Origin of the sequence: Mangrovimonas futianensis, assembly GCF_021245805.1 — a bacterium.
Classification (GTDB): Bacteria; Bacteroidota; Bacteroidia; order Flavobacteriales; family Flavobacteriaceae; genus Mangrovimonas; species Mangrovimonas futianensis.
In genome coordinates, this window is record NZ_JAJJNF010000009.1 from 22,342 (window position 1) to 47,562 (window position 25,221).

A 25,221-nucleotide genomic window follows, 5' to 3' on the forward strand; every position below is an offset into this window, starting at 1 on the left:
ATTAGAATTATGAAAAGAATTTTTAAAATATTTATGTTAATCGGGGTCCTGGTTTCCTTTGCCTCTTGTAGTGAAGACGATCACGAGCTGGGAAGGAAACTAGATCCTTCAGAACTTAACTTCTCTGTAGTTCAAGACTATTCTATAGATGCAGGGGGTAATACTGTTATTTTAAGGAACAATACTCCAGAGACTGTTCCTGTTTGGGATTATGAAACAGGAATTTCAAACAGAGCAATCGATACAATTCATTATGCTTTTGCAGGAGATTACACCATTCAATTTTCTGCCGTAACCGATGGTGGTATCGTAGAGGCTGAACCTATTGTTATAACAGTTACAGAAGATAACCTGAATTATGTTAACGATCCATTATGGACCATGCTCTCTGGAGGAGTTGGAAATTCTAAAACATGGTTATTGGATGTTGATGCAGAAGGGGTATCTAAGTATTTTGTTGGTCCAATGTTCTTCTATGGCACCGATAATGGATGGTTAGAAGGAGGAGAAGACGGTTGTTATGGAGATGATTGTTGGAATTGGTCTCCAGACCTAAATAGTATTCAAGGATGGGGATTCTCTGGACCAGCAGATTTTGGTGAGATGACATTCAGTCTAGAAGGAGGACCGTACATGACTGTAAACCATCTTACACTGCCTCAATATGGAGAACAATCAGGAACATATTATTTAGATAAGGATAATCATACTTTAACAACTTCAAACGCTACCATTCTGCATGATGCTATTTATGAAGAGTGTGTAAGTAATTGGAACTCATTGGTTATTCTGTCACTTACTGAAGATACAATGCAGTTAGGTGTAATTAGAGACTGTGACCCAGCAATGCTATCGTTCAATTTTATTTCTCAAGAGTATAGTGATAACTGGGTTCCTGAAGAAACAGGTCCTGAAGAACCAACACTTCCTGATGGATGGGAGGATATTATTTCTCAAATTACTACTACAGCTATTGAATGGAAATTATCTGAAAGTAATCCACTTGATTGGGCAGGATTAAATGGTTCCATGCTAAATGGATGGCAAACACCAGAGGATTATCCAGATTGGTTAGGAACACCAGATCCTGAAGTTTATGGAGATTTTTCCATGATTATGGACTCACAAGACAACTCAGTAATTTTCTTAACACCTGATGGATCTGTAACTGAAGGAACCTATTCAATTAATGGTTCTGGTATCTATTCTTTCAGTGTGGGTGTACCAACTTTTACAGTAATTAATTGGGCAAGTTTTTCAGCTGATGCTAATAATCAGTTAAGAATTCTTGATATTTCAACAGATGCCAGCGGAAATATTTCTGATATGTGGCTTGGAGCTATCAATGCCGAAGGAACAGAATATATGGCTTACCACCTAGTGCCAAATGTTGGCAACTCTTCAGGTGGTGGCGGTGGAAATGAAGGTACAGATGTACCCTTCGATAATTCCAAGCTTGTCTATGGTGATTTGGAAGGAAATGGAAACTTAAGATTGGAAATTTACAATGAATTTGGTTCCACCTTTAATGATCCAGGACTAAACACTGCAGACTTGGCTTCCTTTGAATCAGTTGAAGTAACTTTTACATTGAGTGGAATTACTTTGAATGCAGGAGCTGTAGGTTCTTATAATGCTTCCATGTATTATGCGGATTCTGATTGGAATCCAAATGGAAATGGAAGTGCAATTACAGTTAACGGAGATGGAACTTATACTGTTTCTTATGATCCAGGTACTTTAGTAGAGGGGGTGATTGTATTTGTAATAGATGTTGCCGGTATGGCAACAGATATAACAGATTTAGAAGCTGTTTCTGCTACTGTGGAAAGTATAACCGTGTATTAATTAAAGAATTTTAAGCCTCTTAATGAATGAGGTTATATGGTTAAATATTTTGGTAAGAAGCAGCCTCAAAACTGCTTCTTACCTATTTAAAAAAATGAAAAAACTAAGATTTTTATAGTGTCTAGCTCCTTTTCTTATATTAAATTTTACATGATTTTAAGCGGTTTATTTCTGTTTATTTCATGTACTGAAAAGCAAGATTTACATCAAGTTTCAGAAAGAAATATTCCGTTTTCTGATGGATGGTCTTTTTACTTAGGTGATTCTTTAAAGGCAGCCCAATCAAAAGATTGGAGAAAATTAGACCTTCCTCATGATTGGAGCATTGAAGGGGCATTTAGCCAAGACAATCCTGCCGATTTAGGAGGAGGTTATCTTCCGGGAGGCATGGGATGGTATAAAAAATCATTTAAAACAGAAAGCACCAACAAACAGTTATTCATACAATTTGATGGTGTTTACATGGATAGTGACGTTTGGATCAACGGCCATTTTTTAGGTAACAGACCAAATGGATATATTTCTTTTGAATATGAATTAACGCCATTTTTAAATCCAGAAGGGGAAACCAACGAGATATTGGTAAAAGCCAATAATTCTAACCAACCCAATTCTAGATGGTATTCTGGATCGGGTATATACAGGAACGTATGGTTAAAATCTTTAGATAAACTCCATGTAGCATCATGGGGAACTTATATTACAACTCCTGAGGTAAGTCAGGAATCAGCTAAGGTGGCTTTAGAAATTAAAGTTGCCAATCAATACAAGGAGTCAAAAACGGCTACAATTACTACCACCATTATGCACGGTGGTCAAGAGGTAACTTCTAATACTTCAGAATTAACAATCAATCAAAACGAAAACAAAAGTATTTCTCAAGACTTAACCGTTGAGAAACCAAAATTCTGGTCTGTAGACCAACCAACACTTTACACAGCCGTTACCGACATTAAGGTAGACGGTGCTGTTATAGATACTTATAAAACACCCTTCGGAATAAGATCATTCCAATTTGACCTAGAAAGAGGGTTTATTTTGAATGGAGAACAAGTGAAAATTAAAGGCGTATGTATGCACCACGATTTAGGACCTCTTGGTGCCGCCATCAATTATAGAGCCATTGAGCGCCAACTTCAAATTATGAAAGAGATGGGCGTTAATGGTATCAGAACGGCTCACAATCCACCCACTCCTGAATTATTGGATTTATGTGATCAAATGGGCTTTATCGTCATGGATGAATCATTTGATATGTGGAACAATAACAAAACAGAGCATGACTATGCAAGCGTTTGGAAAGAGTGGCATAAAAAGGATTTGGAAGATTTTATCACTCGTGACCGTAACCATCCTAGTATTTTTATGTGGAGTGTAGGTAATGAGATTCAGGAGCAATGGAACGAACAAGGGGTTGCTACAGCCAAGGAGCTAAAGGCAATTGTGCAATCTTTGGATACCACGAGACCTATTACCGTAGCTATGAATCCTCCGGTAAACATGCCCAATGCTAATGTAACGACTCAATTTGATGTGGAAAAGGCCAGTTTAAATCCCTTAGCAGCTTCTGGTGTCTTGGATTTAATTGGATATAATTATGCACACAACACATTTCCATATCACCAACAAAATTTCCCGAACACGCCCTTTATTGCAACAGAAACGACTTCTGGTTTGCAGACAAGAGGATATTATGATGCCAAATCTGATACCTTAAAAAGGTGGCCCGTTCGCTGGGATATTCCATTTGATAGTGGAAATCCAGGAAATACGGTTTCGGCCTACGATCAAGTAAGCACGCCTTGGGGCTCAACCCATGAGGAAACTTGGAAAATCATGAAAAAATACGATTTCCTTTCAGGATTGTATATCTGGACAGGTTTTGATTACATAGGTGAACCAACACCTTATGTGTGGCCATCCAGAAGTTCTTACTTCGGAATTGTGGATTTGGCCGGTTTTCCAAAAGACGTGTATTACATGTACCAAAGCGAGTGGACCGATAACGATGTGCTTCACATTTTTCCGCATTGGAATTATACAGAAGGAGATTCGGTAGATGTCTGGGCATATTACAACCATGCCGATGAGGTGGAATTGTTCGTTAATGGAACATCTAAGGGTGTTAAGAAAAAAGAAGGGGATGACTTGCATGTTATGTGGCGCGTTCCTTTTGAAGCAGGAACTCTAAAAGTGGTTTCAAGAAAAGATGGTCAGGTTGTTTTAGAAAAAGAAATTAAAACAGCTGGAGAACCAGCTACGGTAAAATTGACGGCAGATAGAACCAGCATTTCGGCAGACGGTAAGGATTTATCATTTATTACAGTAGATGTGGTGGATGCTGAAGGCAATTTTGTTCCAACGGCTCAAAATCAGTTGAATTTCTCAATTGAAGGAGAAGGAGCTATTGTTGGGGTAGCTAATGGAGATCCTACCAACCATGAATCGTTTAAGGGAACTTCACATAAAGCATTAAACGGAAAGTGCTTAGTGGTAGTTCAAGCAACTAAAAAAGAAGGTGAGATTAAAATCAATGTGTCATCCGAGGGATTAAAGGATGCAAGCATATTGGTAACAACAAAAAAATAAAACGTAAAAGGAAGAAAATATAAAAAAAATGAAAAGAAGTAGATTATATCTAGGTTTGTTGACAGGAGTGCTTTTAGCTTCTTGTAATAAGGAACAAGCACCATATCAAAAAACAGATGATGGGATTGTGGTCAATCTCAGCCAACCACAGGAGCATGGAGCATCAACATTAAGCTTGCAGGTATTAGGTGATGGTTTGGTACATGTGTCAGCAACACCTCAAAAGGAATTTCCTAAGGATTCTAGCTTAATTATACTTCCTGGTTTAAAACCAGCTTCTTTTGATGTGTCCCAACAAGGGGATTCTATTTCGGTTTCTACTAAAGTCTTGAATGTTTTGGTTTCTTCGGTAGATGGAGGGATTACTTTTAAGGATAAAGAAGGCAAAGTCATTTTGTCTGAACAAGAAGGAGGCGGGAAAACTTTTGAGCCCATACAAGTAGAAGGTACTGATGGATATTCTGTTCGTCAAATATTTGATTCTCCAGAGGATGAAGCGTTTTATGGTTTAGGGCAACATCAGTCTGATGAATTTAATTATAAGGATAAAAGTGAAGAACTATTTCAGTATAACACCAAGGTGTCTGTACCTTTCATTGTTTCAAATAAAAATTATGGGTTGCTTTGGGATAGCTATGCCTTAAGCCGTTTTGGAGACAGCAGACCCTATGAGCAACTTAATGAAGTGTTCAAACTTTATGATAAGGAAGGAAAGGAAAATGCCTTGACAGGAACCTACAAAACTCCAGAAAATGGAGGTCAAACCATTGTTAGGGACGAGCCTTCTATTTTCTTTGAAGATGTAAAAAGTATCAAGAATTTACCACAAAACTTTCCTTTGAAAAAGGCCAATGTGCTTTATGAAGGTGATATTGAAGCTTTTCAAAGTGGTGAATTTAAATTTATCCTTTACTATGCAGGATACATAAAAGTCTATTTAAATGACGAATTGATGGTTCCAGAACGTTGGAGAACCGCTTGGAATCCTAACAGCTATAAATTCAATTTCAATATGGAGGCAGGAAAGCGTATTCCATTGCGAATTGAATGGAAACCTGATGGAGGAAGTTCCTATTGTGGGCTTCGCGTGAGAAAGCCACAATTGGAAGAAGAAAAAGGGAATCAAGTATGGTGGAGCGAAATGAACAAAAAAATGGACTATTATTTTGTTTATGGAAGCAATATGGACGAAATCATTAAAGGTTACCGCACGTTAACTGGAAAATCTCAAGTCATGCCTAAATGGGCAATGGGTTACTGGCAAAGTAGAGAACGTTATAAAACCCAAGATGAGATTTTAGGCACCCTAAAGGAATTTAGAGAAAGAAACATTCCGATTGATAATATCGTATTGGATTGGAACCACTGGGAGGAAGACCAATGGGGAAGCCATGAATTTGATAAAGCTCGTTTTCCAGACCCTCAAGGAATGGTCGATTCCATTCACCAAATGAATGGAAAAATGATGATTTCAGTTTGGCCTAAATTCTACAAAAATACCGAACACTTTAAAGAATTTGATGAAAAAGGATGGATGTATCAACAGGCTATAAAGGATAGTATTCGTGACTGGGTAGGACCTGGTTACATAGGATCTTTTTATGATGCCTATTCAGCTGGAGCTAGAAAATTGTTCTGGAATCAAATTTATGAGCATTACTACCCATTAAATATAGATGCGTGGTGGATGGATGCTAGTGAGCCAAATGTTTTGGATTGTACCGATATGGAGTACCGTAAGGCTTTACAAGGACCAACAGCTTTAGGGCCTTCAACCGAATATTTTAATACCTATGCCTTAATGAATGCTGAAGCCATTTATGATGGTCAAAGAAGTGTGGCACCAAACAAGCGTGTATTCTTGTTGACAAGATCTGGTTTCGCAGGATTACAACGTTACTCTACCGCTACATGGAGTGGGGACATCGCCACCAGATGGGAAGATATGAAAGCCCAAATTTCTGCAGGATTGAACTTTGCTGTTTCTGGAATTCCATACTGGACTATGGATATAGGTGGATTTTGTGTAGAAGATCGTTATGTAGCCGCTCAAATAGCTTATAATGGGAATGGAAAGGAAAATGCCGATTACAAAGAATGGAGAGAATTAAATGCCCGTTGGTATCAATTTGGTGCCTTTGCACCATTATATCGTGCTCATGGTCAATATCCATTTAGAGAAGCTTGGAACATTGCTCCGGAAGGGCATCCAGCTTATGAATCTATCTTGTACTACACCAATTTGAGATATAGATTAATGCCTTACATCTACACATTGGCAGGTAAAACCTATTTTGATGATTACACCATCATGCGTCCATTGGTTATGGATTTCGCTCAAGATAGAAAAGTAGAAAATATCAGTGACCAATTTATGTTTGGTCCGTCGCTTATGGTGAATCCAGTATATGAGTACGAAGCTCGTAGTCGTGAGGTATACTTCCCAAGCACAAGCAATTGGTATGATTTTTACACAGGAACTTGGATCCAGGGTGGTCAAACCAAAACTGCAGAAGCGCCTTATGGAAGAATTCCGCTTTATGTTCGTGAAGGAGCCATTATTCCTACAGGACCACAAATTCAATATACTGATGAAAAACCAGCAGATCACTTAGTGATTTATGTATATAGAGGTGCTGATGGGACATTCAATTTGTATGAAGACGAAGCGGTTAACTACAATTATGAAAAAGGGAAGTACACCAACATTCCATTTGAATACAATGACGCTGAAGGCACTTTGACCATTGGTAAAAGAGAAGGGGCATTTGAAGGCATGTTGGCCAATAGAAAGTTTACCATAGTATCAGTTGACAAGGAGCATCCAGTAGGGATGACCTTTGATAATCAAGGACAAACTGTCGAATATGATGGAGCGTCTCAGACCATTCAATTGCAATAAAAAAAGTTAGAGAAGAAGTATTAAAAAACACACTATAATGAATAACAAACTTATATATAGTTCTGTAATGGCTGTAGCCATGGTTTTTACATCCTGTAAAAATGAACAAAAGACTGAAGAAACCGCTTCGGTTCAGGTTGAGAAATCAAAGGCCTATCAGGGTACACCGATTTCCAAGGAATTTGATTCTAAAATTGACAGTTTGGTTTCGGCCATGACTTTAGAGGAAAAAGCTGGTATGTTGCATGGTAGTACCATGTTTGCAACAGCGGCAGTGGAAAGATTGGGAATTCCTGAGTTAACTATGGCAGACGGACCACTAGGTGTTAGAGAAGAGATTTCATTAGATTCTTGGGCTCCTGCAGGTTGGGATAATGATTTTGCTACCTATTATCCAGCAGCTGGTGGCGTAGCAGCAACCTGGAACACAGATTTAGCTTATGTTTTTGGAAACAGTGTAGGGGAAGAAACGATAGCAAGGGACAAAGACGTGTTGTTATCTCCAGCTATCAATATCATTAGAACACCGTTAGGAGGAAGAACTTATGAATACTTTACAGAAGACCCTTTCCTAAATAAAAAGCTAACAGTGCCATTTATTGTTGGTCTTCAAGAAAATGATGTGGCCGCTTGCGTGAAGCACTTTGCTGCCAATAACCAAGAAACCCATCGGGACTTTGTGGATGTTCAAATAGACGAAAGAACTTTAAGAGAAATCTATTTGCCTGCATTTAAAGCAGCGGTTGAAGAAGCCCATGCTTATAGCTTTATGGGAGCTTACAACAAGTTTAGGGGAGACTATTTATGTGAGAATGACTACATGCTTAATCAAGTGTTGAGAAACGAATGGGGATTTGAGGGAATCGTTATTTCCGATTGGGCAGCAGTTCACGATACTAAAAAAGCTTTGGAAAGTGGAACCGATATTGAAATGGGTACCCCAAAACCATTCAACGAGTTTTATTTCGCCGATGCTTTGATTCAAGCTGTTAAAGATGGAAAAATTGATGAAAAACAAGTTGATAAGTCCGTGAAGCGCATCTTAAGAATGATGTACACTCTAAAAAGTGTTGACGATAAAGGTCGCGCTAAGGGAAGTATCAGCACCGAGGCACATTTCCAAGATGCTTATGCCATTGCAGCTGAAAGTGTGGTGCTTTTGAAAAATGAAAACAACTTATTGCCATTAAAGACAGAAGGAGTTAAAAGTATTGCCGTTATAGGTAATAACGCCAAAAAGAAAAATGCTCTTGGCGGATTTGGGGCTGGTGTAAAAACAAAAAGAGAAGTAACACCTTTGGAAGGGCTTCAAAATAGATTGCCATCAGACATCACGATCAATTATGCAGAAGGCTATTTGGAGCGCTATTCCAATAATGAAAAGGCCAAATTAGGAGATATTACCCTAAACGGTCCAGTAACTATTAATGAATTAGACCCAAAAATGTTGGAAGAAGCTTTAGAGGCTGCTAAAAATTCTGACATGGCGATTGTTTTTGCTGGATCCAACCGTGATTATGAGACAGAAGCTTCAGATAGAGCTACTTTAGCGCTTCCTTTTGGTCAAGAAGAATTAATCGAAAAAGTATTGGCAGTAAATCCTAATACCATAGTGGTTTTTATTGCTGGGGCTCCATTTGACATCAAAAAGGTGGCAGATCAATCAAAAGCTGTTATCTGGTCTTGGTTTAATGGTTCTGAAGGTGGAAATGCCTTGGCTGATGTTATTTTAGGAACCGTGAATCCTTCTGGTAAATTACCATGGACCATGCCATTGAGATTAGAAGATTCTCCAGCACATGCTACCAATAGCTTCCCTGGAGATCAAACTGTTTCTTATGACGAAGGTATTTTGGTAGGATACCGTTGGTTTGACACTAAAAATGTTGAACCACTTTATCCTTTCGGATATGGGTTATCATACACTAATTTTTCACTTTCTAATCTAAAAACAGATAAATCTGATTATGGTTTGAATGACACCATTACCGTAGAAGTTTCTGTTGAAAATACAGGAGTAGTTTCAGGTAAAGAAGTGGTTCAAGTATATGTTTCTAAACCAGAATCTAAGGTGGAGCGTGCAGCTCAAGAATTAAAAGGGTTTAGTAAAGTAGAAGTTGATGCTGGAAGTACAAAGAATACAACTGTTGAAATTCCTGTAAAGGAATTGGCTTTTTACAATGTCGACACCAAATCTTGGGAAGTGGAAAAAGGAGCTTATACCATTCAAGTGGGTAACTCATCAAGAAACATATTATCAAAGGTTCAAATAACTATTAAATAAAAAATTTTCAAATGAAGGCTTTTAATCAATTATTAAAAATGACATGGCTAGTAGCATTGCTTTTAGGGGTTATGTCCTGTAACGATGATGATGGGGATATTGCTAAAAGTGATATTTCAATCGATAGTAGACCCATAGAGTTTGTATCCAATGGAGGAACTGACTCTTTTGAAATTAATGCTTCTATGAGCATCGCTTGGGGAGTGAGTTCTAACGCCGAATGGTTGAGTTTCTCTCAAACCTCTGGTTTGGCAAGCGCAACCATTGAAGTTGTCGCTGAGGCTAATCCAGCTGCACAAGGAAGATCTGCTGTTATCAACGTGACTACTTCAGAAAAAACTTTGACGATTCAAGTAACACAGTTGGCATCAATAACAACCTTGCCTCCAGATTCAAGTGGTATGAGTGATTATACAGCTGTTGAATTGACTTCATTGATGGGAGTTGGATGGAATGTTGGAAATTCATTGGATGCCGTTGGAGGAGAAACTTCTTGGGGAAATCCAGCGATTAACCAACAGTTAATGGACGGTGTGAAGGCAGCAGGCTTTAACACCGTGAGAATTCCAGTAGCTTGGAGTAACTACATTCAAGAAGGAGATGCTAATTATACCATTAGTTTGGAAGGCTTGAATAGAGTGGAAGAAGTCGTTAATTATGTATTGGATAACGATATGTATGTCGTTTTAAATATCCATTGGGATGGCGGTTGGATGCAACCAACATATGAAGATCAAGACTATGTTAATGACCGATTGAGCAAAATGTGGCAACAAATAGCTATCCATTTTAGAGATTATGATTACCACCTTCTTTTTGCTGGAACCAATGAAGTCATGGTAGAAGGAGATTACGGAACCCCTACTGAGGAATATTATACGGTTCAAAATAGTTTCAACCAAACTTTTATATCTACAGTGAGAGAAACTGGTGGACGCAATGCTTACCGTTATTTAACGGTACAAGGATTCAATACCAATATTGATCATACCGTGAATTTTGCAACCATTCCTACTGATCCAACTGAAAACCGTATGTTGATGGAAGTTCATTACTATGACCCTTATGATTATACATTAAACGTTAGCAATGATGATACTTGGCAATGGGGCGCTATTGCTACCGATCCATCTGCAACTGCTGGTTGGGGAAATGAAGATTGGTTAGATACGCAATTCCAAAAAATGTATGACAATTATGTGAGTCAAGGCATCGGTGTGATTTTAGGGGAATATGGCGCTAGTTATAGAGCCAATGTTGACGATGCTGAAGTTTACCGTGAATATTATTATCAAAAAACAACAGAATCCGCATTACAGCATCAATTGGTTCCAATCATTTGGGATAATGGATATCCAGATGATCACCAAATGGGCTTGTTTAATCGCGCTAATGGAGAGGAATATTTTCCAGTAATCATTGATGCGATTACCTCTAATCTTTAATAGTATAGTATGTCTAGGACATCAAACATATTACAACATTACGTTTACATTTTATTTGTAGTTAGTCTTTTTTTTAGTTGTAAACCCAATGAAAAGCATAATGAGGTTAGTGTTCCTCATTATGCTTCCAATTGGGATTCATTGGCTTCTTATGAGGAAGCTCCAAAGTGGTTCAAAGAGGCTAAATTCGGAATTTATGCCCACTGGGGATTGTTATCTGTTCCGTCTTATGCCAATGATTGGTATCCTAGAAACATGCATATAGAAGGCACTGACGAAAACAGACACCAAGTAGAAACTTACGGACCTTTATCAGAATTTGGTTATCATGACTTTGTGCCCATGTTTAAGGCAGAAAACTTTAATGCTCAAGAATGGGCTGATCTTTTTGAAAAGGCAGGCGCTAAGTTTGGTGGTATTGTAGCCATCCATCATGACGGATGGTCCAATTGGGATAGCAAAATCAATCCGTGGAATTCCATGGATAAAGGACCTCATAGAGATATTTTAGGAGAGCTAGGAGAGGCAATTCACAGTAAGGGAATGAAGTTTGTTACATCTTTTCATAAAGCAAGGAATCTTCAAATTTTTAAAAATGACTCTACCAAGTGGTTAGAAGATACTTCATATTTTCCCTACAATCCTAATATGGCAACTTCTTCGGAAGACTCTATAATTAGTGTTATGTATGGAAATATTCCGAAGGAACAGTTCTACAAAAACTGGTTGGGCGAACTTAAAGAAGTCATTGACGGTTACCATCCCGATTTAATTTATTTCGATAGCAAATTGGATAAAATTCCAGACGCCTATAAACGTGATTTTGCTGCTTATTATATCAATGAATCTTTAGCGAGAGGACAAGAAGTAGTGATAACCCACAAAGAAGGGGAATTGCCAAAATCTGTTAGCGTGGAAGATTTTGAGAAGGGGAGAATGAATAAAATCACAAAGGATTATTGGTTAACAGACGAGACCGTATCAGTAGGTAGCTGGAGTTATGTAAATAATTTGGGATTAAAAACAGCCGATGAAATTGTTGATTTGCTGGCCGATATTGTTAGTAAAAATGGGGCTATGATGCTAAATGTATCACCCAAACCTAGTGGGGAAATTCCTCAAGATCAACAAGAAATTTTATTGTCTATTGGGGAATGGCTCAAAGTAAATGGAGAAGCCATCTATGCTTCTTCAACTTGGGATGTTTTTGGTGAAGGTCCCACGAGACAGGAAAAATCAGGGATGTTTTTGGATAAACTGTCATATACCGCTCAAGATGTTCGATATACTAGAAAAGACAATCATATCTATGCTATTGTCCTAGGGTGGCCCGGGAATGATGTAGAAGTGGTCCTTGAATCTTTTTCAAATACAAATCGTCAGGTATCAAATGTTTCTATTTTGGGATATGATAAAGAAGTGTCTTTTGAATTAAAACCAGATGGATTACATATTCAAACCCCTAATCAAATGATAGATGACAAAGCTTTTGTCATTAAAATTGCAATAGATAAATAAATGCCATGATAAAACATATTTTAACACTCTTAATTGGGCTAATTTCCTTAAATGCTTTGGCAGATGTGGAACTTCCGCTTATGTTCTCAAACGGAATGGTTATGCAAAGAGACCAAGCAATTCCTGTTTGGGGTTGGGCTAAACCAGGAGAGAATATTGAAGTCCATTTCAAAGCACAAAACATAAAAACCCAGGCAGATGAACATGGTAAATGGCGTGTGACCTTGAATCCCGAAAAACATGGAGGTCCTTTTACACTTACCGTTAAAGGGAACAATACCATTAAAATTGAAAATGTCTTAGTAGGTGAAGTTTGGATTGCAAGTGGTCAATCCAATATGGAATGGGCAATGAGTAATATTCAGAATGCCGATGTCGAACAGAAGGATTCCAACTATCCAGAAATCAGACAATTCTTGGTTCCAAGTGAAATGAGCACCGTACCAAAAGATCGTTTGACTGAAGGACAATGGAAAGAGAGTAATCCTGAAAATATTGGTGAGTTTACTGCAGTTGGATTTATGTTTGCCAAAAAGCTTTATCAAGAATTGGGAGTGCCAATAGGTATCATTAACACCACTTGGGGTGGTACTTGTGTAGAAACTTGGACCAGTAAAGATGCTTTGGAAGAAGTACCTGAGTTTGCACATTTCATGTCAAATCTGCCGAACTTGGATATTGACAGTATGCTTAAAATCCAAAAACAAAAGTTGATAGGCACTGTAGAAATGTTGCAAGGTCAGAAACTGTTAAATGACAATCCTTCAGAAGTGATTAAGTCCGTTTATGATGACTCAAGCTGGCCAGAGATGAATTTACCTGAGCTATGGGAAAATAGAATGCTTCCTAATTTGGATGGAGAAGTATGGTTTAGAAAAACTTTTAATATTGATTCTGACTTGGCCGGAAAAGAGGCGCTATTGCACTTGTCAAAAATTGATGACGATGATATCACTTATTTGAATGGCATAGAAGTAGGAACAACCTCTGGTTATGATGTAAGCAGAGTGTATAAAATTCCAACCGGTATTTTAAAATCAGGTGAAAATACCATCACCGTAAAAGTGACCGATTACATTGGCGGAGGCGGAATTTATGGATCTCCATCTGACTTGAAGTTAACCGTTGAAGGTTCTGATATTTCCCTAGCAGGCTTATGGAAATTTAACGTTGCTGAAGTAGTAACCCAATTTTCTCCCAATAGTTTTCCTTCTTTACTCTATAATGCCATGGTAAACCCATTAATTCCATATGCGGTTAAAGGGGTGATTTGGTATCAGGGAGAAGCCAATGTTCATAGAGCAGTAGAATACAAAAAGTCTTTTCCTTTGATGATTGAAAATTGGAGAAATAAATGGGGGGAAGGTGCTTTTCCATTCTATTTTGTGCAATTGTCCAGTTTTAATGAATTTAATGGAAATAGCAATGTGGGAAGTAAATGGGCCGAATTAAGGGAAGCACAAGCCTACACCGTTGAGAATGTAAAGAACACAGAAATGTGTGTAACAGTTGATATTGGTAATCCTAAGGACATACATCCAAGAAACAAACAGGATGTTGGTTTACGTTTGGCAGCCATTGCCTTAAATAAGGATTATGAAAAGAAAGTCACTTATCAGGGACCAACTTTTAAATCGCACACCATTAAAGGAAATCAAGTGGTTTTATCCTTTGAGCATGTCAAGGATGGGTTCAAGGTGAAAGATGAACAAGGTATTCCAAAAGGATTTGAGGTGGCAGGAGCTGACAAAAAATTTGTGACAGCACAAGTTGAAATTAAAAACGGAAAACTTCTGATTTCCAATGATAGCATATCAAATCCGGTTGCCGTTAGATATGGTTGGGCAGATGATGCTAGCGCGTGTAATGTATATAATAAGGCAGGATTCCCTATGGAGCCTTTTAGAACAGATGATTGGGAATTGTCCACAGCAAAAGAATCTTATATGATTTCAGATTTGAAATAGAGGAATACGTGAACTTAAAAAAAAGCTACCAAATTTAAATTTGGTAGCTTTTTTGTTTTAAAGATTAAATAGTGCTTAGAAAAAAGTTATGTCTATAGAATTCTTTTAATACAATAGGATTAAAGGAGATTTTCTAATCTACCGTAATTGACTTGTCTTTCGTGAAAGAACAGTTGTTACCTTCTTCATTTACAGACACACTTGCTTTTATTAAGTAGGTTCCAGCCGAATTGTAGGTATGAGAAGTAGTTGCTCCTGATCCTGATGAACCATCTCCAAAATCCCATTGAACATTTGATAAACTATAGTCCCCATTGTATTCAATCTCAAAATTTACTTGTAGGGCATTATTTGAGTCAATATTATGTACTATGTGAGTTATCGATGTTTCTCCAAGGCAACTGAAAAAGCTATCAGCATCATCATCACTACATGATAAAATGATAGTAGATACTGTAATGATCATTAAGTATAAAAATTTGATTTTCATGGTCATAAGGATTTTTGTTATGAACTTAAAAATAGATTTTTATTTGACAAGTAATTCTATTTTTTAAAATTTCTTTCCTATGGAAAGTATTATCCTTTTTTTGATTTTTTACTTTTTGAAGCAGAAGTATATAAGGTTTGGTTCCTTGATTTCTTTAAGAATTCCAAGAGTTAAATAGCTTCTTTATCTATCTTTGAGAGGACCCGTTTCAATCATTTAAGTATTAGTTTTCAAAATCTTTTAAGGTATGAATTTAAATAAGAAAACCATCTCCATGTTTTTGTTGTTAATATCGACCTCCCTATGTCTATTTGCACAAACCAATAGACCACAGGAGCCCAAAGAGCCATTTGATTATGTTTCTGAAAATGTCGTTTTTGAAAACAAGGTGGATCATATTTCTTTGGCTGGGACCTTAACATATCCAAAAAAGGGTTCCAACTTCCCTGCAGTTATTCTGATAAGTGGAAGCGGGCCTCAAGATAGAAATTCAGAGCTCTTAAAACATAAACCATTTCTGGTCATTTCTGATTATTTGACTAATAATGGTATAGCTGTCTTACGCGTAGATGATAGAGAGACAGGTGAATCACAGGGTAGTTACAACGACACAGGTTTGGATGGCTTTGTAAACGATACTGAAAGTGCTTTTCAATATTTAAAATCCAGAAAAGAACTGAATCACTCCCAAATAGGCTTGATAGGACATAGTTTAGGAGGCGTCATTGCACCCATTGTGGCAAGTGAAAATAAAGAGGTTGCTTTTATTGTACTTCTTGCTGGCTCTGGTATAAGGGGTGATCAATTGATGTTATTGCAAAAAGAATTAATTGAGAGAAAAGCGGGTGTTCCACAATTTGGAATTGCACAGGGACAAAATAATATGAAGGGGGCTTATGACCTTATTTTAAAATCAGAGGATAGAGTGCAATTACAAGGAGAACTAAAAGATTACTTCACAAAAGTGTTTGGAGCCATGTTGCCAGAAAATCAAATCAATATCCTTTCAAAGCAGATGTCATGGCCATGGTTAACCGACTTTATAAAGTTTGACCCGCAAACAGTTTTGAGTAAAACCACTTGCCCTGTTTTGGCTCTTAATGGATCAAATGATTTACAAGTGCCACCCAAAGAAAATCTAGCAGCTATTGAGAAAATCCTCCATGAGAATGGCAATAAGAATGTGACGGTTTTGGAGCTTGAAAAATTGAACCATTTATTTCAAGAAAGTGAAACAGGCTTACCAAATGAATATGGAACCATCAAGCAAACTTTTTCTCCACAAGCAATGACTATTGTGCTTGACTGGATTAAAGAAAAAACAGAATAAGAGATCCCAAAAATGGTTGGTAGAAATTTCAGATTTACTAAAACCAACTCATTCTTTTCAATTGTGGTGTAAAACAATTTCCCTTTTAGAATAAGTTGGAGGTTTTTCCAATTGAAAGCACATTCAATGTAAGAATAACTTAATACAATTGCTTTCCGAGTGTAGATGTAGAAATCATAACTATGGCATTCGTTAGCAAAATTGACTTCTTGTATGGTATCAAAATATAAGACAAACTACCAAAGAATTAATGGGTGATATAGCCACTGAAATACATAAATAGGGGTGATATCATATTCTTGATCGAACAAGAAACGTTATATCGGTAAGAAAATTCCTTAAATATCGATTAAAAACACTTTTTTGACGATAAAATACACTTTTTTGTTTGTTTTTTTAAAATATATAAATACATTTGGCAACAAGAAATGATTAATTAATAGCGACCACTCCCTAAATTTTTTCCCAATTGGGGAGCACCTTTTAGTAATTAACAATGGTTCTTTGTCTTATAGGATTTATCAATAGCATTCAAGGTTGAAAGTTCAATCCCATAATGATAAGATGTAATTTAATAAGCACTGAAGTTCAATTGTTTTATTCTAAACCGTGTAGAATCGTATTTCTTTTCTAGGTTTTTAAGAAATCATTTAAGAGACATATTAATTTTTAAACGGATTAGAGAATGATTAGCCCCAAAAAAAATCACTCCAGTACCCGAGCATGGTTAACCCAGCAATTAGTTAGTTCTTATAGAACAACTGTCAAGTTCGGAATCATTATGTTAGTACCCATGTTCTTTGGGTGTACTTCAGAAACAGAGGATCTTGTTGAGCAAGGTTTAGAAACCGAAGAGGTACTTGCAGAAAACCAGGAAGATGTCAGTGAATCTTCTGAGGATACACCTGCAGTTACTAATACCTTTTTTATTTCACCCACAGGTAATGACGCCAATGATGGGTTAAGCCCTGAAACGGCTTGGAAAACTAGTGAAAGAGCTAGTGAAGAACATGTGAATCCAGGATTTTCAATCATGTTCCAAGGAGGTGCCACTTATGGCGTCCTAACTTTGGATTCTAATGATGGGGGAGACCCAAACAATAAAATTATGGTTAGTTCTTATGGATCAGGAACAGCTACCTTACAAGGGGTAGACGTTATTAATACTTCTGGTTTGGAATTAATAGGTTTTAATGTGGCTGTACCATCGGTTGCACCTGGTGAATTTCCAAGAAATGGAATTAACCTACTAAATGACTTACAAGGAAATACCAAATTGGAAGATATTTCATTAGCCAATTTAAATGTTAGTGGTGCCTATACGGGGATTCAAATCGAAGGAGTTAATGATACTTCTGGATTTTCTGAGGTTCTAATAACAGATTGTACGGTTTTTGACTGTATGGAAAGTGGTATTCAATCAAAGGGATTTTTCAGTCAAAGTAAAGTGGGATACTCTCATGAAAATATTCATGTTTCAGATTGCCATGTTTACAACATAAGTGGATGGGATAATGCTTGGAGCCATAGTGGAAATGGTATTGTATTATCTGATGTTCAATATTCATCAATCTCCAGTAGTGAAGTACATGACAGTGGTTACGATAATACCCATTGTGGTGGTAACTGCGGTATCTGGTATTGGGATGCTAAAGATGTGCTTATAGAGCACAATGAGGTCTATAATATCATGAGTCAAGGTTGTGATGGAGCAGCCTTTGATTTGGATGGAGGAGTTGTTAATGGAACTATGCAGTACAACTATTCTCATGATAATTTTGGAGCTGGATTTCAGGTAGGACAATTTGAAGGTGCCAGAGATATGTCTAACATCATGGTGAGATATAATATTTCAGATAATGATGCCAATGGTTATAGTGGTAGTTTATTTATTTTCAATATGGCTTCACCAAACTCGATTTCAGGTATTTATTTCTTCAACAATACAGTGATTCAAAACGAAAATTTGGCGTTTATGTCTTATAATAATTGGAATCAAAATGTAGTACAAGTAAAGAATAACATTTTGTATGGTGGTATTGACGCCCATAACAAAATTCAGTTTGAAGGAAATTCCTATGAAAATCCTAACTTGTTCAATTACCAATTAGATTCAAATTCACCACTAATAGATGCTGGTGTCAATTTAGATTTGGACGTCAATGTGCAGGATTATTTTGGAAATCCACATTTGGTGGGTAGCTCACAAGATATAGGTGCACATGAATTTCCTGAAACATTATAGTCTAACGAATAGAGTCCCCTTTAAATGTTTGCATCTCTAAAAGCTCATATTGGTTCGCTAAGTCTTGAGGATTAGCATCAACTTGATTTTTTAAATGTTTGTCAAAAAAGGCAAGGATTGTTTTAGTAACGATTTCCATTCCCAGATAGGGATCAATAGTTCCCGTTCCTGCCAAATCAGGAACGGGAATCATAAATGGGATATCCATAAAATTGGGATGTCCTGAATTCAAAAGCTTTGCTTCATAGAAATAGTCATGGCTTTTGTTGATGTAAATGTGTGAATTTATGTCTTCATGGTCGGCAGGCCAATCAGCAGAAATGTATAGATAGGGAATTTGGTAAGTGCTATCAATCATAGTTCCCCACTGAATGCCATCTAAATTGGCTGCAGCTTTTATCCGGGAATCTTTCATGGCAACATTACCAGCTGTTCCACCCCCAACAGAATGCCCTAAAACACCTATTTTATCGAGGTCTAAATGATCTTTAAAGATACCTTCTGCATTCCAGCTTTCGAGTAGGTCTAAGACACTAATAATATCTTCTGCCCACCTGTTTTGTATGTCTCCTTCAAAATAATGAGCAATCGCCTTTTTAACGATGGGATGCCTTTGTTCATAACTCAGGTTGCTTCTGAATGCTTTAGCAATTGGCTCTATAGTTGACATCGCATCGGCAGATATGGATCTTTGGAAATCATAATCAAAAAAAGCTTTCCTGCTATCAGGATAGGTTGTACCCAGACTCTCATAGGTATGGTTCATGTTGACAACGATGTACCCTTGACTTGCTATTTCGGTCAACAAAGCATAGTACCCCGTCGCCTTTGATCCGTAGCCATGAGAAAAAATTAGAACAGGAAATTTTTTATTAGCTACAGCTATGTGCGGATACACAAAAGTTTTAATATGGTCCAAATAATTCAATGCCGAGGCTGGCAGTCCATATTTTGTAGCAAAGCCTTCCCGACTGGCTTCATCAATATAAGGCTCGCTTTTCTTTGAGGAAACATCTTGATCGCTAGGATACCAAATCTTACACATAAATGAGCGTTTATCAGTCAAATCCTTTGTAATAGGTTCATTTCTATCTGTGGTGATGTGAATATCTTGTGTTCCAACCTGATAGTTTCCTCTAGGTTCTGGTAACGAGAAGACTGGTAGTATCTTCGGAATGGACCAAACTAAAGTTGCTATTATTAGCAATGAAGTAAACCCTAAAATTTTAAGGAACGATAAACGTTTGGGCTTTTGTAGGTTTAAGGTTTGAATCCTCCAAACTACAATGAGAGCTATTACATATGCCGGAATCATTTGCCAACGATAGCCATCAATCAATAAATGAAGGCCCATTATTATACCTATACAAATGGAACCATAAAGGGGTTTTACAAATTTGAAAATCCAACGCTTTATAAAAGGCAGAATGGTAATAACAATAAGAAGTATGGTTTCTAAAGAGGTCATCGATTATATGGTTGATTATCAAATCAAAAATAGATAGGCTCTTTTGAAGTGACAAGGTCAAATCACCCCTTAATTGGGTTGTCTATCTATTAAAATCACCCAATTTAATTTTTGAAAGGAAAGTGACCTCTGTTTAATTCCTGAATATTTAAACTATGCCACCAATTATTGGCTTTAAACAAAAGGATTAAATACCGTCATTTAAAAGTTCTTTCCTTCGGTATTGAACCATTTCTTTGATTAAATCCTTAGGTAAAGGTTTGTCAAGAGGGAATTGAACCGATCCTTTTCCTTTTTTAAATTCCTTCAAGGCTTCTGAAAACTTTTCTATCGTAGTAGGGAAAGGGTAAAACCCAACAAATTTAGCATAACCTGCAATCATGATCTGTTGGTCTCTTTTGGCATTGGGAATGAAGGAAAAACAAGGAATCTTGTAATTTAATATTTCAACCACTTCTGGAGCAGCTTCCTTAATAATAGCTCTAAGTTCTTCCAAAACCTGTTGGACTTCTTGTGGTTGGTGTGCTATATAATCGTCCACCGTTTTATAGGTGGGCATCGGTCCCTTTTTTCCCATGGATATCTTTTTAGTGAGGTAAAAATAAATATGGTGTATTGAGTTTCAAGTTACTAAAGTATGTGCTAAATTTACTTCAACTTATGATTATTTTTTCTGAAAGCTAGGTCCAAAGGATCAATGGTTGTTTGGTTTAAAAGGTAATCCCAAATTCTTTAAAAGTTATGAGGTTCATCAAAAGAATCTTCCAAGTTATAGGTGTCATTATCGGTATTTTATTTCTAATTATTTTAGGTGTTTTTTTAATTGATGGGCAAAAAACATCCTATTTACTCATACCTAAAGATGTCGTAGAAAGTGACCAAAAAATTCTTATCAAAAATGTCAACCTCATTCCCATGACCATGGATACAGTCATGAACAATAAATCAGTTTTAGTACAGAAAGGAATTATTACCCAAATAGAAGATGACATATACCTTGATGAAGTGACCATTATAGATGGAACAAATCAATTTTTAATGCCTGGTTTGATAGATATGCATGTACACGTTTGGGATGAATATGAGCTCGGATTGTATTTAGCAAATGGTATTACTACGGTCAGAAACCTATGGGGGCAACCCATGCACCTAAGAATGAAGGAGGCCATAGAGTATGATGAGATATATAGTCCGTTGTTTTTTACTAGTGGTCCTAAACTGACAGGACCAGAATTTATAGGTGATGATAATTACCAATTGTTTAGTGCTGAAGAAGCGCGAGAAGTGGTAAGAAGTACAAAAGAAAAAGGATATGATTTTATAAAGACCTATTATGGTTTACCTCAAGATTACTTTGATATCATTATGGAGGAAGCAGAGCTGAATGATTTGGATATCGTCGCCCATCCCTCTAATCTAGTTGATTATAGGTATCATTTTAAATCACCTATAGTTTCCATAGAGCATGCTGAAGATATTGTACAGCAGCCTTTAAACTATACCTTGGATACTTTAAAATTGAATGAGGTGGTTGCATCATTTAAAGAAGCTGAAAACACATCTTTTTGTCCAACATTGACGGTTTATCATAATATTCATAGAATGTTACAAGATGATGAAATTTTGGAATCTCAGGATTTAAATGGGGTGAATCCATTGATAAGAAAAGTAGATAGTCAAGCTCAATATGACAGATGGGCTTCAGAAAAAAATAGAAATGATTCCATAGTTGGTAAAATTGAGGCGCAGCATAACTTTCATCTCCTGGCTTTAAACAAACTGAATCGTGCTGGGGTTAATATCATTTGTGGCACAGATGCAGGCATCGGAGTAACAGTCCCAGGGTCTTCTATCCATCAAGAACTTCAGTTTTATTCAGAAGCTGGATTGTCTAATTTTGAAGTGCTTGAAACAGCCACTATCAACCCTGCTAAGACCCATGATTTTATGAGAAATTTAGGAACAATCGAAACAGGGAAAACGGCTAACATATTACTGCTAAAGGACAATCCATTAAATGACTTAAGCGCATTAAAACAACCTTCAATCGTTTTTATCAAGGGAAGAATGCTGGATGAATCAACTCTCAATAAGTTTCAGGAAGAAGGGACAGGTAGAAATAACCTCATAGTCTCTCTTGTTAGGTATATCGAGTTTATGCTTAAAAAGTATTAAGCGCTATGTTTACCACAATTAGCTTTTCTTTAAAATCTTGACGATTCGATTATTAAATATTTCCGATAGATTCCAGTTGAATCCTTCAAATTTAAAGGTGTTTTTATTGAATTCCCTATTTAGTTGTTCCGATTGGTTTTGTTTTTCTTTTCAAGGATCTTAAATATTCTTTTATTATTAATTTCTGATAGGTTCCAATAGAGTAGCTTGGGGTCGGTGGTGTTATAAAAACAAACCACAACCGTATCTATATCTTCATAATAGTGAGCAAAACTTTGGTAACCCGGCACCCAACCTGAATGTTCAAATTCATAAATAGAAGCGTATATTTCTTTTTCATCATTTTTAAAAACAGTACCCTCATTTAAGGCTCTGATAAACTTACCTACATCTTCTGCAGTTGCATGCATTCCGAAATCATTGTTTTTTAAGTCATGAGGATACCCAACATGATAACCACCCATTACGTTGTTAATATTTACCTCATTCACTGAACTAAATGTATTATGCAATTGTAATGGGTTTAGAATTTCATCTTGGATAAATTGAAAATTAGGATATCCCAACACATCATCCATAATCTTATTGATTAACAAGTAATTTGTATTGCAATATTCATACTTATTACCAGGTTTAAAATTTGCAGGTTTTCCTTCAATTAATGCTAAACTTTCTTCAAAAGAGGTTGTTGGATGTGCCCAAAAGTCAGGTGTATCTGTAAAATTAGGAATGCCACTTCGGTGTTGGATCATCAATCGTAAAGTGATTGTTTCTGCATGTTCTATTTTACCAACAAGCTCTGGTAGAAACTCTGCCAATGTTGTATCTAAAGATAACCGACCTTTACCTACCAATTTCGTCACAGCAACAGCATCATATAACTTGCTGATACTAGCAATTTTAAACAAAGCATCTGGATCAGTTGGTACTTGTTGTTCTCTATTCTTAAAACCTCCTGTATAGGTTACAGGCTGCTTTCCTGCTTCGTTAACATAGACTATCATACCTTCAAATCCGAGGTCAATAGATTGGTTTATTTGCTCATCAATTGTTTTAGGTAAGGGAAGTATCCACGCTTTTACTAAAATCCAGGGAACAAAGTATAGGGAGATGATGGTTCCAGCGAAAAGGAAAACCCTAAAGATGTTTAGTCTTTGTTTTTTATTCATGGTTTGAATACAAATTTTAAGTTGATAGGATGATTCAAATATATCATGTTTATATGGAATGTGGTTTGACTTCTTTTTCCGGAATTTGATTGTCTTGATGCTTTGTTTTTAAACTCCATTTGAGACCAAAAAATGGTCTTAGAATCGGAATCCTTCTTAGTATAAATTCATAGATGAGATAGCAAATCAAAAATGTAAAACCGGTTACGCCAATAAATTGGATCCAAGGGTTTAAATTTAAAGGTAATATAACCCAGGCACAAGCATACAATACAAACATGTGAATAATGTAAACGGGGTAAGCGGCCTGACTTAAATAACTTAATATGGTACTTGGGTTGTTTAGGTATTGGTATCCCAGTCCAAAAATCCCAAATATCCAACAATTAGACTCAATGGCAGTAAGAGATAAACTTGAAATATTTCCGAATCCTGTATGTCTTAAAGCAAACAAAAAGGCTGCCAACGCGAAGTAAAACCATTTCCATTTAGTAACCGTTTGCCAAAAGGTTATGCCGCTGTAAACAAACAGAAAGCCAAAAAAGAAAGCGAGGAATCCTATAAAAAAACCATGCCATGTTAGGGCATACATTTCAAACAGGGTGGGTTGAACCAATACAACTTCTATTACAAAGAAAATGCTTACAGATAAAGGACCTACGGCATAAGACATCCATTTGGCTAAAACCTTTTTAAAGTGACCTTGGTTGTGTTTTTTAAGGTAGAAAAAAAGTGGTGACAGTAAGACGACATAGGCAAAAATATTGCCCAAGAACCATAAATGACCTCTGCTTGGGTAATAGCTCAAAGGCATGTTGTAATAATCCTGAAATATATAAACATGCAAAGGGCAGATAGCAAAGAAACCAAACACAAAGGGAAGAAGGATACGTTTGCTACGCTCTAAAAGGAGGGCTTTCCAGTTTCTTTTTCTCATGGCAAAATACAGTCCCATCCCTGAAACGTAAAATAGGAATGGTATACGCCATACATTGAGCATGGTCATGGGCGTCCATAAATTCTCCAATGAATCCTCACTTTTGATGAACCCAATAAAAAGGGCCCATGGTTGGAAAATCACAGCAATGTGGTAAATAAGTAATAACCCAATAGCTATAACTCGTAACCAATCAATATCATATCGTCTTTCAGTTGTCATTTTGTTCTATTTTTTAATTATTGTAACATCATGGCTACTACGGGACGAGCTTTTTTAAGTGCCTCCATATCAAGTTCAAATCCTAAAGGTTCCAATTGAAGTTTCAACATATCATAAATCGGTTTAACTTCTTCAAAATTGGCCAAAACGGTTTCTCTCGGGGTCGCCCCAAAATTGTTTCGGATAGTCTTATCGGCTTTTGCATCTATAAGCATTTGAACCATTTCAATACGTCCAAAAAAAGCAGCTGTATGTAGGGCAGTGGAACCATCATTGTTTTTAACAGACATATCCGCTTTGGCATCAATTAAAGCTTTGGCAATGTCTTGTTTGTTAAAGGTCACTGCAGAAATTAAAGGGGTAGAGCCACTCATGGCTTCTTTTTGATTGATATTGGTTCCAGCATCAATATGTTGTTTGACAGCTTCAAGATTTCCGGTTAGTACGGCTGTGTGAATATCTACATGAGGTTTATCGACTTTTTCTATAACTTCTGCAGGAGTGTTTTTAGCTGTTTTCTTGTCAGATTGCGCACAACTATTTAGCAATAAAAGGAACAAAATGGCTGTTGAAAGGATCCTGTTTGATGTGACATTTTTTAAAGTTTTCATGATTTAAATTTTTTAATAGTG

At 36.8% G+C, this 25,221-nt stretch carries 16 protein-coding genes; 10 read left to right on the forward strand and 6 right to left on the reverse strand.

All coding sequences use genetic code 11. The annotated features are described in order from the left end of the window. The first annotated feature begins 9 nt into the window (after window positions 1–9). The 7 genes from LOK78_RS14285 (at window position 10) to LOK78_RS14315 (ending at window position 14,553) form a co-directional block, all read left to right on the forward strand. Window positions 10–1,848, forward strand: a complete 1,839-nt coding sequence (locus LOK78_RS14285) for a hypothetical protein (protein ID WP_232635360.1) — start codon at window positions 10–12, stop codon at window positions 1,846–1,848. A gap of 150 nt (window positions 1,849–1,998) precedes the next feature. Then, entirely contained in the window at window positions 1,999–4,437 is a 2,439-nt protein-coding gene (gene galB, locus LOK78_RS14290; RefSeq protein ID WP_232635361.1) for a beta-galactosidase GalB, read from the forward strand. 28 nt (window positions 4,438–4,465) lie between these two features. Then, window positions 4,466–7,339, forward strand: a complete 2,874-nt coding sequence (locus tag LOK78_RS14295) for a TIM-barrel domain-containing protein (protein ID WP_232635362.1) — start codon at window positions 4,466–4,468, stop codon at window positions 7,337–7,339. A gap of 37 nt (window positions 7,340–7,376) precedes the next feature. Continuing rightward, on the forward strand, window positions 7,377–9,623 hold the full coding sequence (locus LOK78_RS14300; protein ID WP_232635363.1) for a beta-glucosidase family protein: 2,247 nt from the start codon (window positions 7,377–7,379) through the stop codon (window positions 9,621–9,623). Window positions 9,624–9,634: 11 nt separating this feature from the next. Continuing rightward, complete coding sequence (locus LOK78_RS14305; protein WP_232635364.1) at window positions 9,635–11,068, forward strand: cellulase family glycosylhydrolase; 1,434 nt, start codon at window positions 9,635–9,637, stop codon at window positions 11,066–11,068. A gap of 9 nt (window positions 11,069–11,077) precedes the next feature. Next, entirely contained in the window at window positions 11,078–12,586 is a 1,509-nt protein-coding gene (locus LOK78_RS14310; RefSeq protein WP_232635365.1) for an alpha-L-fucosidase, read from the forward strand. A gap of 5 nt (window positions 12,587–12,591) precedes the next feature. Next, on the forward strand, window positions 12,592–14,553 hold the full coding sequence (locus LOK78_RS14315; protein WP_232635366.1) for a sialate O-acetylesterase: 1,962 nt from the start codon (window positions 12,592–12,594) through the stop codon (window positions 14,551–14,553). Window positions 14,554–14,686: 133 nt separating this feature from the next. On the opposite strand, the gene LOK78_RS14320 is transcribed toward LOK78_RS14315, so the two are convergent. Continuing rightward, window positions 14,687–15,043, reverse strand: a complete 357-nt coding sequence (locus tag LOK78_RS14320; RefSeq protein ID WP_197276738.1) for a PKD domain-containing protein — start codon at window positions 15,041–15,043, stop codon at window positions 14,687–14,689. Between the two features lie 247 nt (window positions 15,044–15,290). Here LOK78_RS14320 and LOK78_RS14325 point away from each other — a divergent pair, with 247 nt between their 5' ends. Further along, window positions 15,291–16,373, forward strand: coding sequence for an alpha/beta hydrolase family protein (locus LOK78_RS14325; RefSeq protein ID WP_232635367.1), 1,083 nt, complete (start codon window positions 15,291–15,293; stop codon window positions 16,371–16,373). A gap of 685 nt (window positions 16,374–17,058) precedes the next feature. After that, the gene (locus LOK78_RS14330) at window positions 17,059–18,618 is read left to right on the forward strand and encodes a right-handed parallel beta-helix repeat-containing protein (RefSeq protein ID WP_232635368.1); all 1,560 of its coding nucleotides are present in this window, start codon (window positions 17,059–17,061) and stop codon (window positions 18,616–18,618) included. Window position 18,619: 1 nt separating this feature from the next. Here LOK78_RS14330 and LOK78_RS14335 read toward each other — a convergent pair whose 3' ends face one another. Then, entirely contained in the window at window positions 18,620–20,086 is a 1,467-nt protein-coding gene (locus LOK78_RS14335; RefSeq protein WP_232635369.1) for an alpha/beta hydrolase family protein, read from the reverse strand. A 187-nt stretch (window positions 20,087–20,273) separates the two neighbouring features. After that, window positions 20,274–20,663, reverse strand: coding sequence for an iron chaperone (locus LOK78_RS14340; protein ID WP_232635370.1), 390 nt, complete (start codon window positions 20,661–20,663; stop codon window positions 20,274–20,276). 164 nt (window positions 20,664–20,827) lie between these two features. Between LOK78_RS14340 and LOK78_RS14345 the strand changes: the two genes are divergently transcribed. Further along, window positions 20,828–22,261 carry an amidohydrolase family protein gene (locus tag LOK78_RS14345; RefSeq protein ID WP_232635371.1) on the forward strand — a complete coding sequence of 478 codons (1,434 nt, stop codon included), beginning with the start codon at window positions 20,828–20,830 and terminating at the stop codon, window positions 22,259–22,261. A gap of 119 nt (window positions 22,262–22,380) precedes the next feature. Here LOK78_RS14345 and LOK78_RS14350 read toward each other — a convergent pair whose 3' ends face one another. Genes LOK78_RS14350 through LOK78_RS14360 form a run of 3 tightly spaced genes read right to left on the reverse strand, consistent with a single transcriptional unit; the run spans window position 22,381 to window position 25,200 of the window. Further along, window positions 22,381–23,430 carry a serine hydrolase domain-containing protein gene (locus LOK78_RS14350; protein ID WP_232635372.1) on the reverse strand — a complete coding sequence of 350 codons (1,050 nt, stop codon included), beginning with the start codon at window positions 23,428–23,430 and terminating at the stop codon, window positions 22,381–22,383. Window positions 23,431–23,479: 49 nt separating this feature from the next. Beyond that, window positions 23,480–24,589 (reverse strand): acyltransferase family protein, encoded by a 1,110-nt coding sequence (locus LOK78_RS14355; protein ID WP_232635373.1) that lies wholly within the window; start codon window positions 24,587–24,589, stop codon window positions 23,480–23,482. Window positions 24,590–24,606: 17 nt separating this feature from the next. After that, window positions 24,607–25,200 carry an ankyrin repeat domain-containing protein gene (locus LOK78_RS14360; protein ID WP_232635374.1) on the reverse strand — a complete coding sequence of 198 codons (594 nt, stop codon included), beginning with the start codon at window positions 25,198–25,200 and terminating at the stop codon, window positions 24,607–24,609. Window positions 25,201–25,221 lie beyond the last annotated feature (21 nt).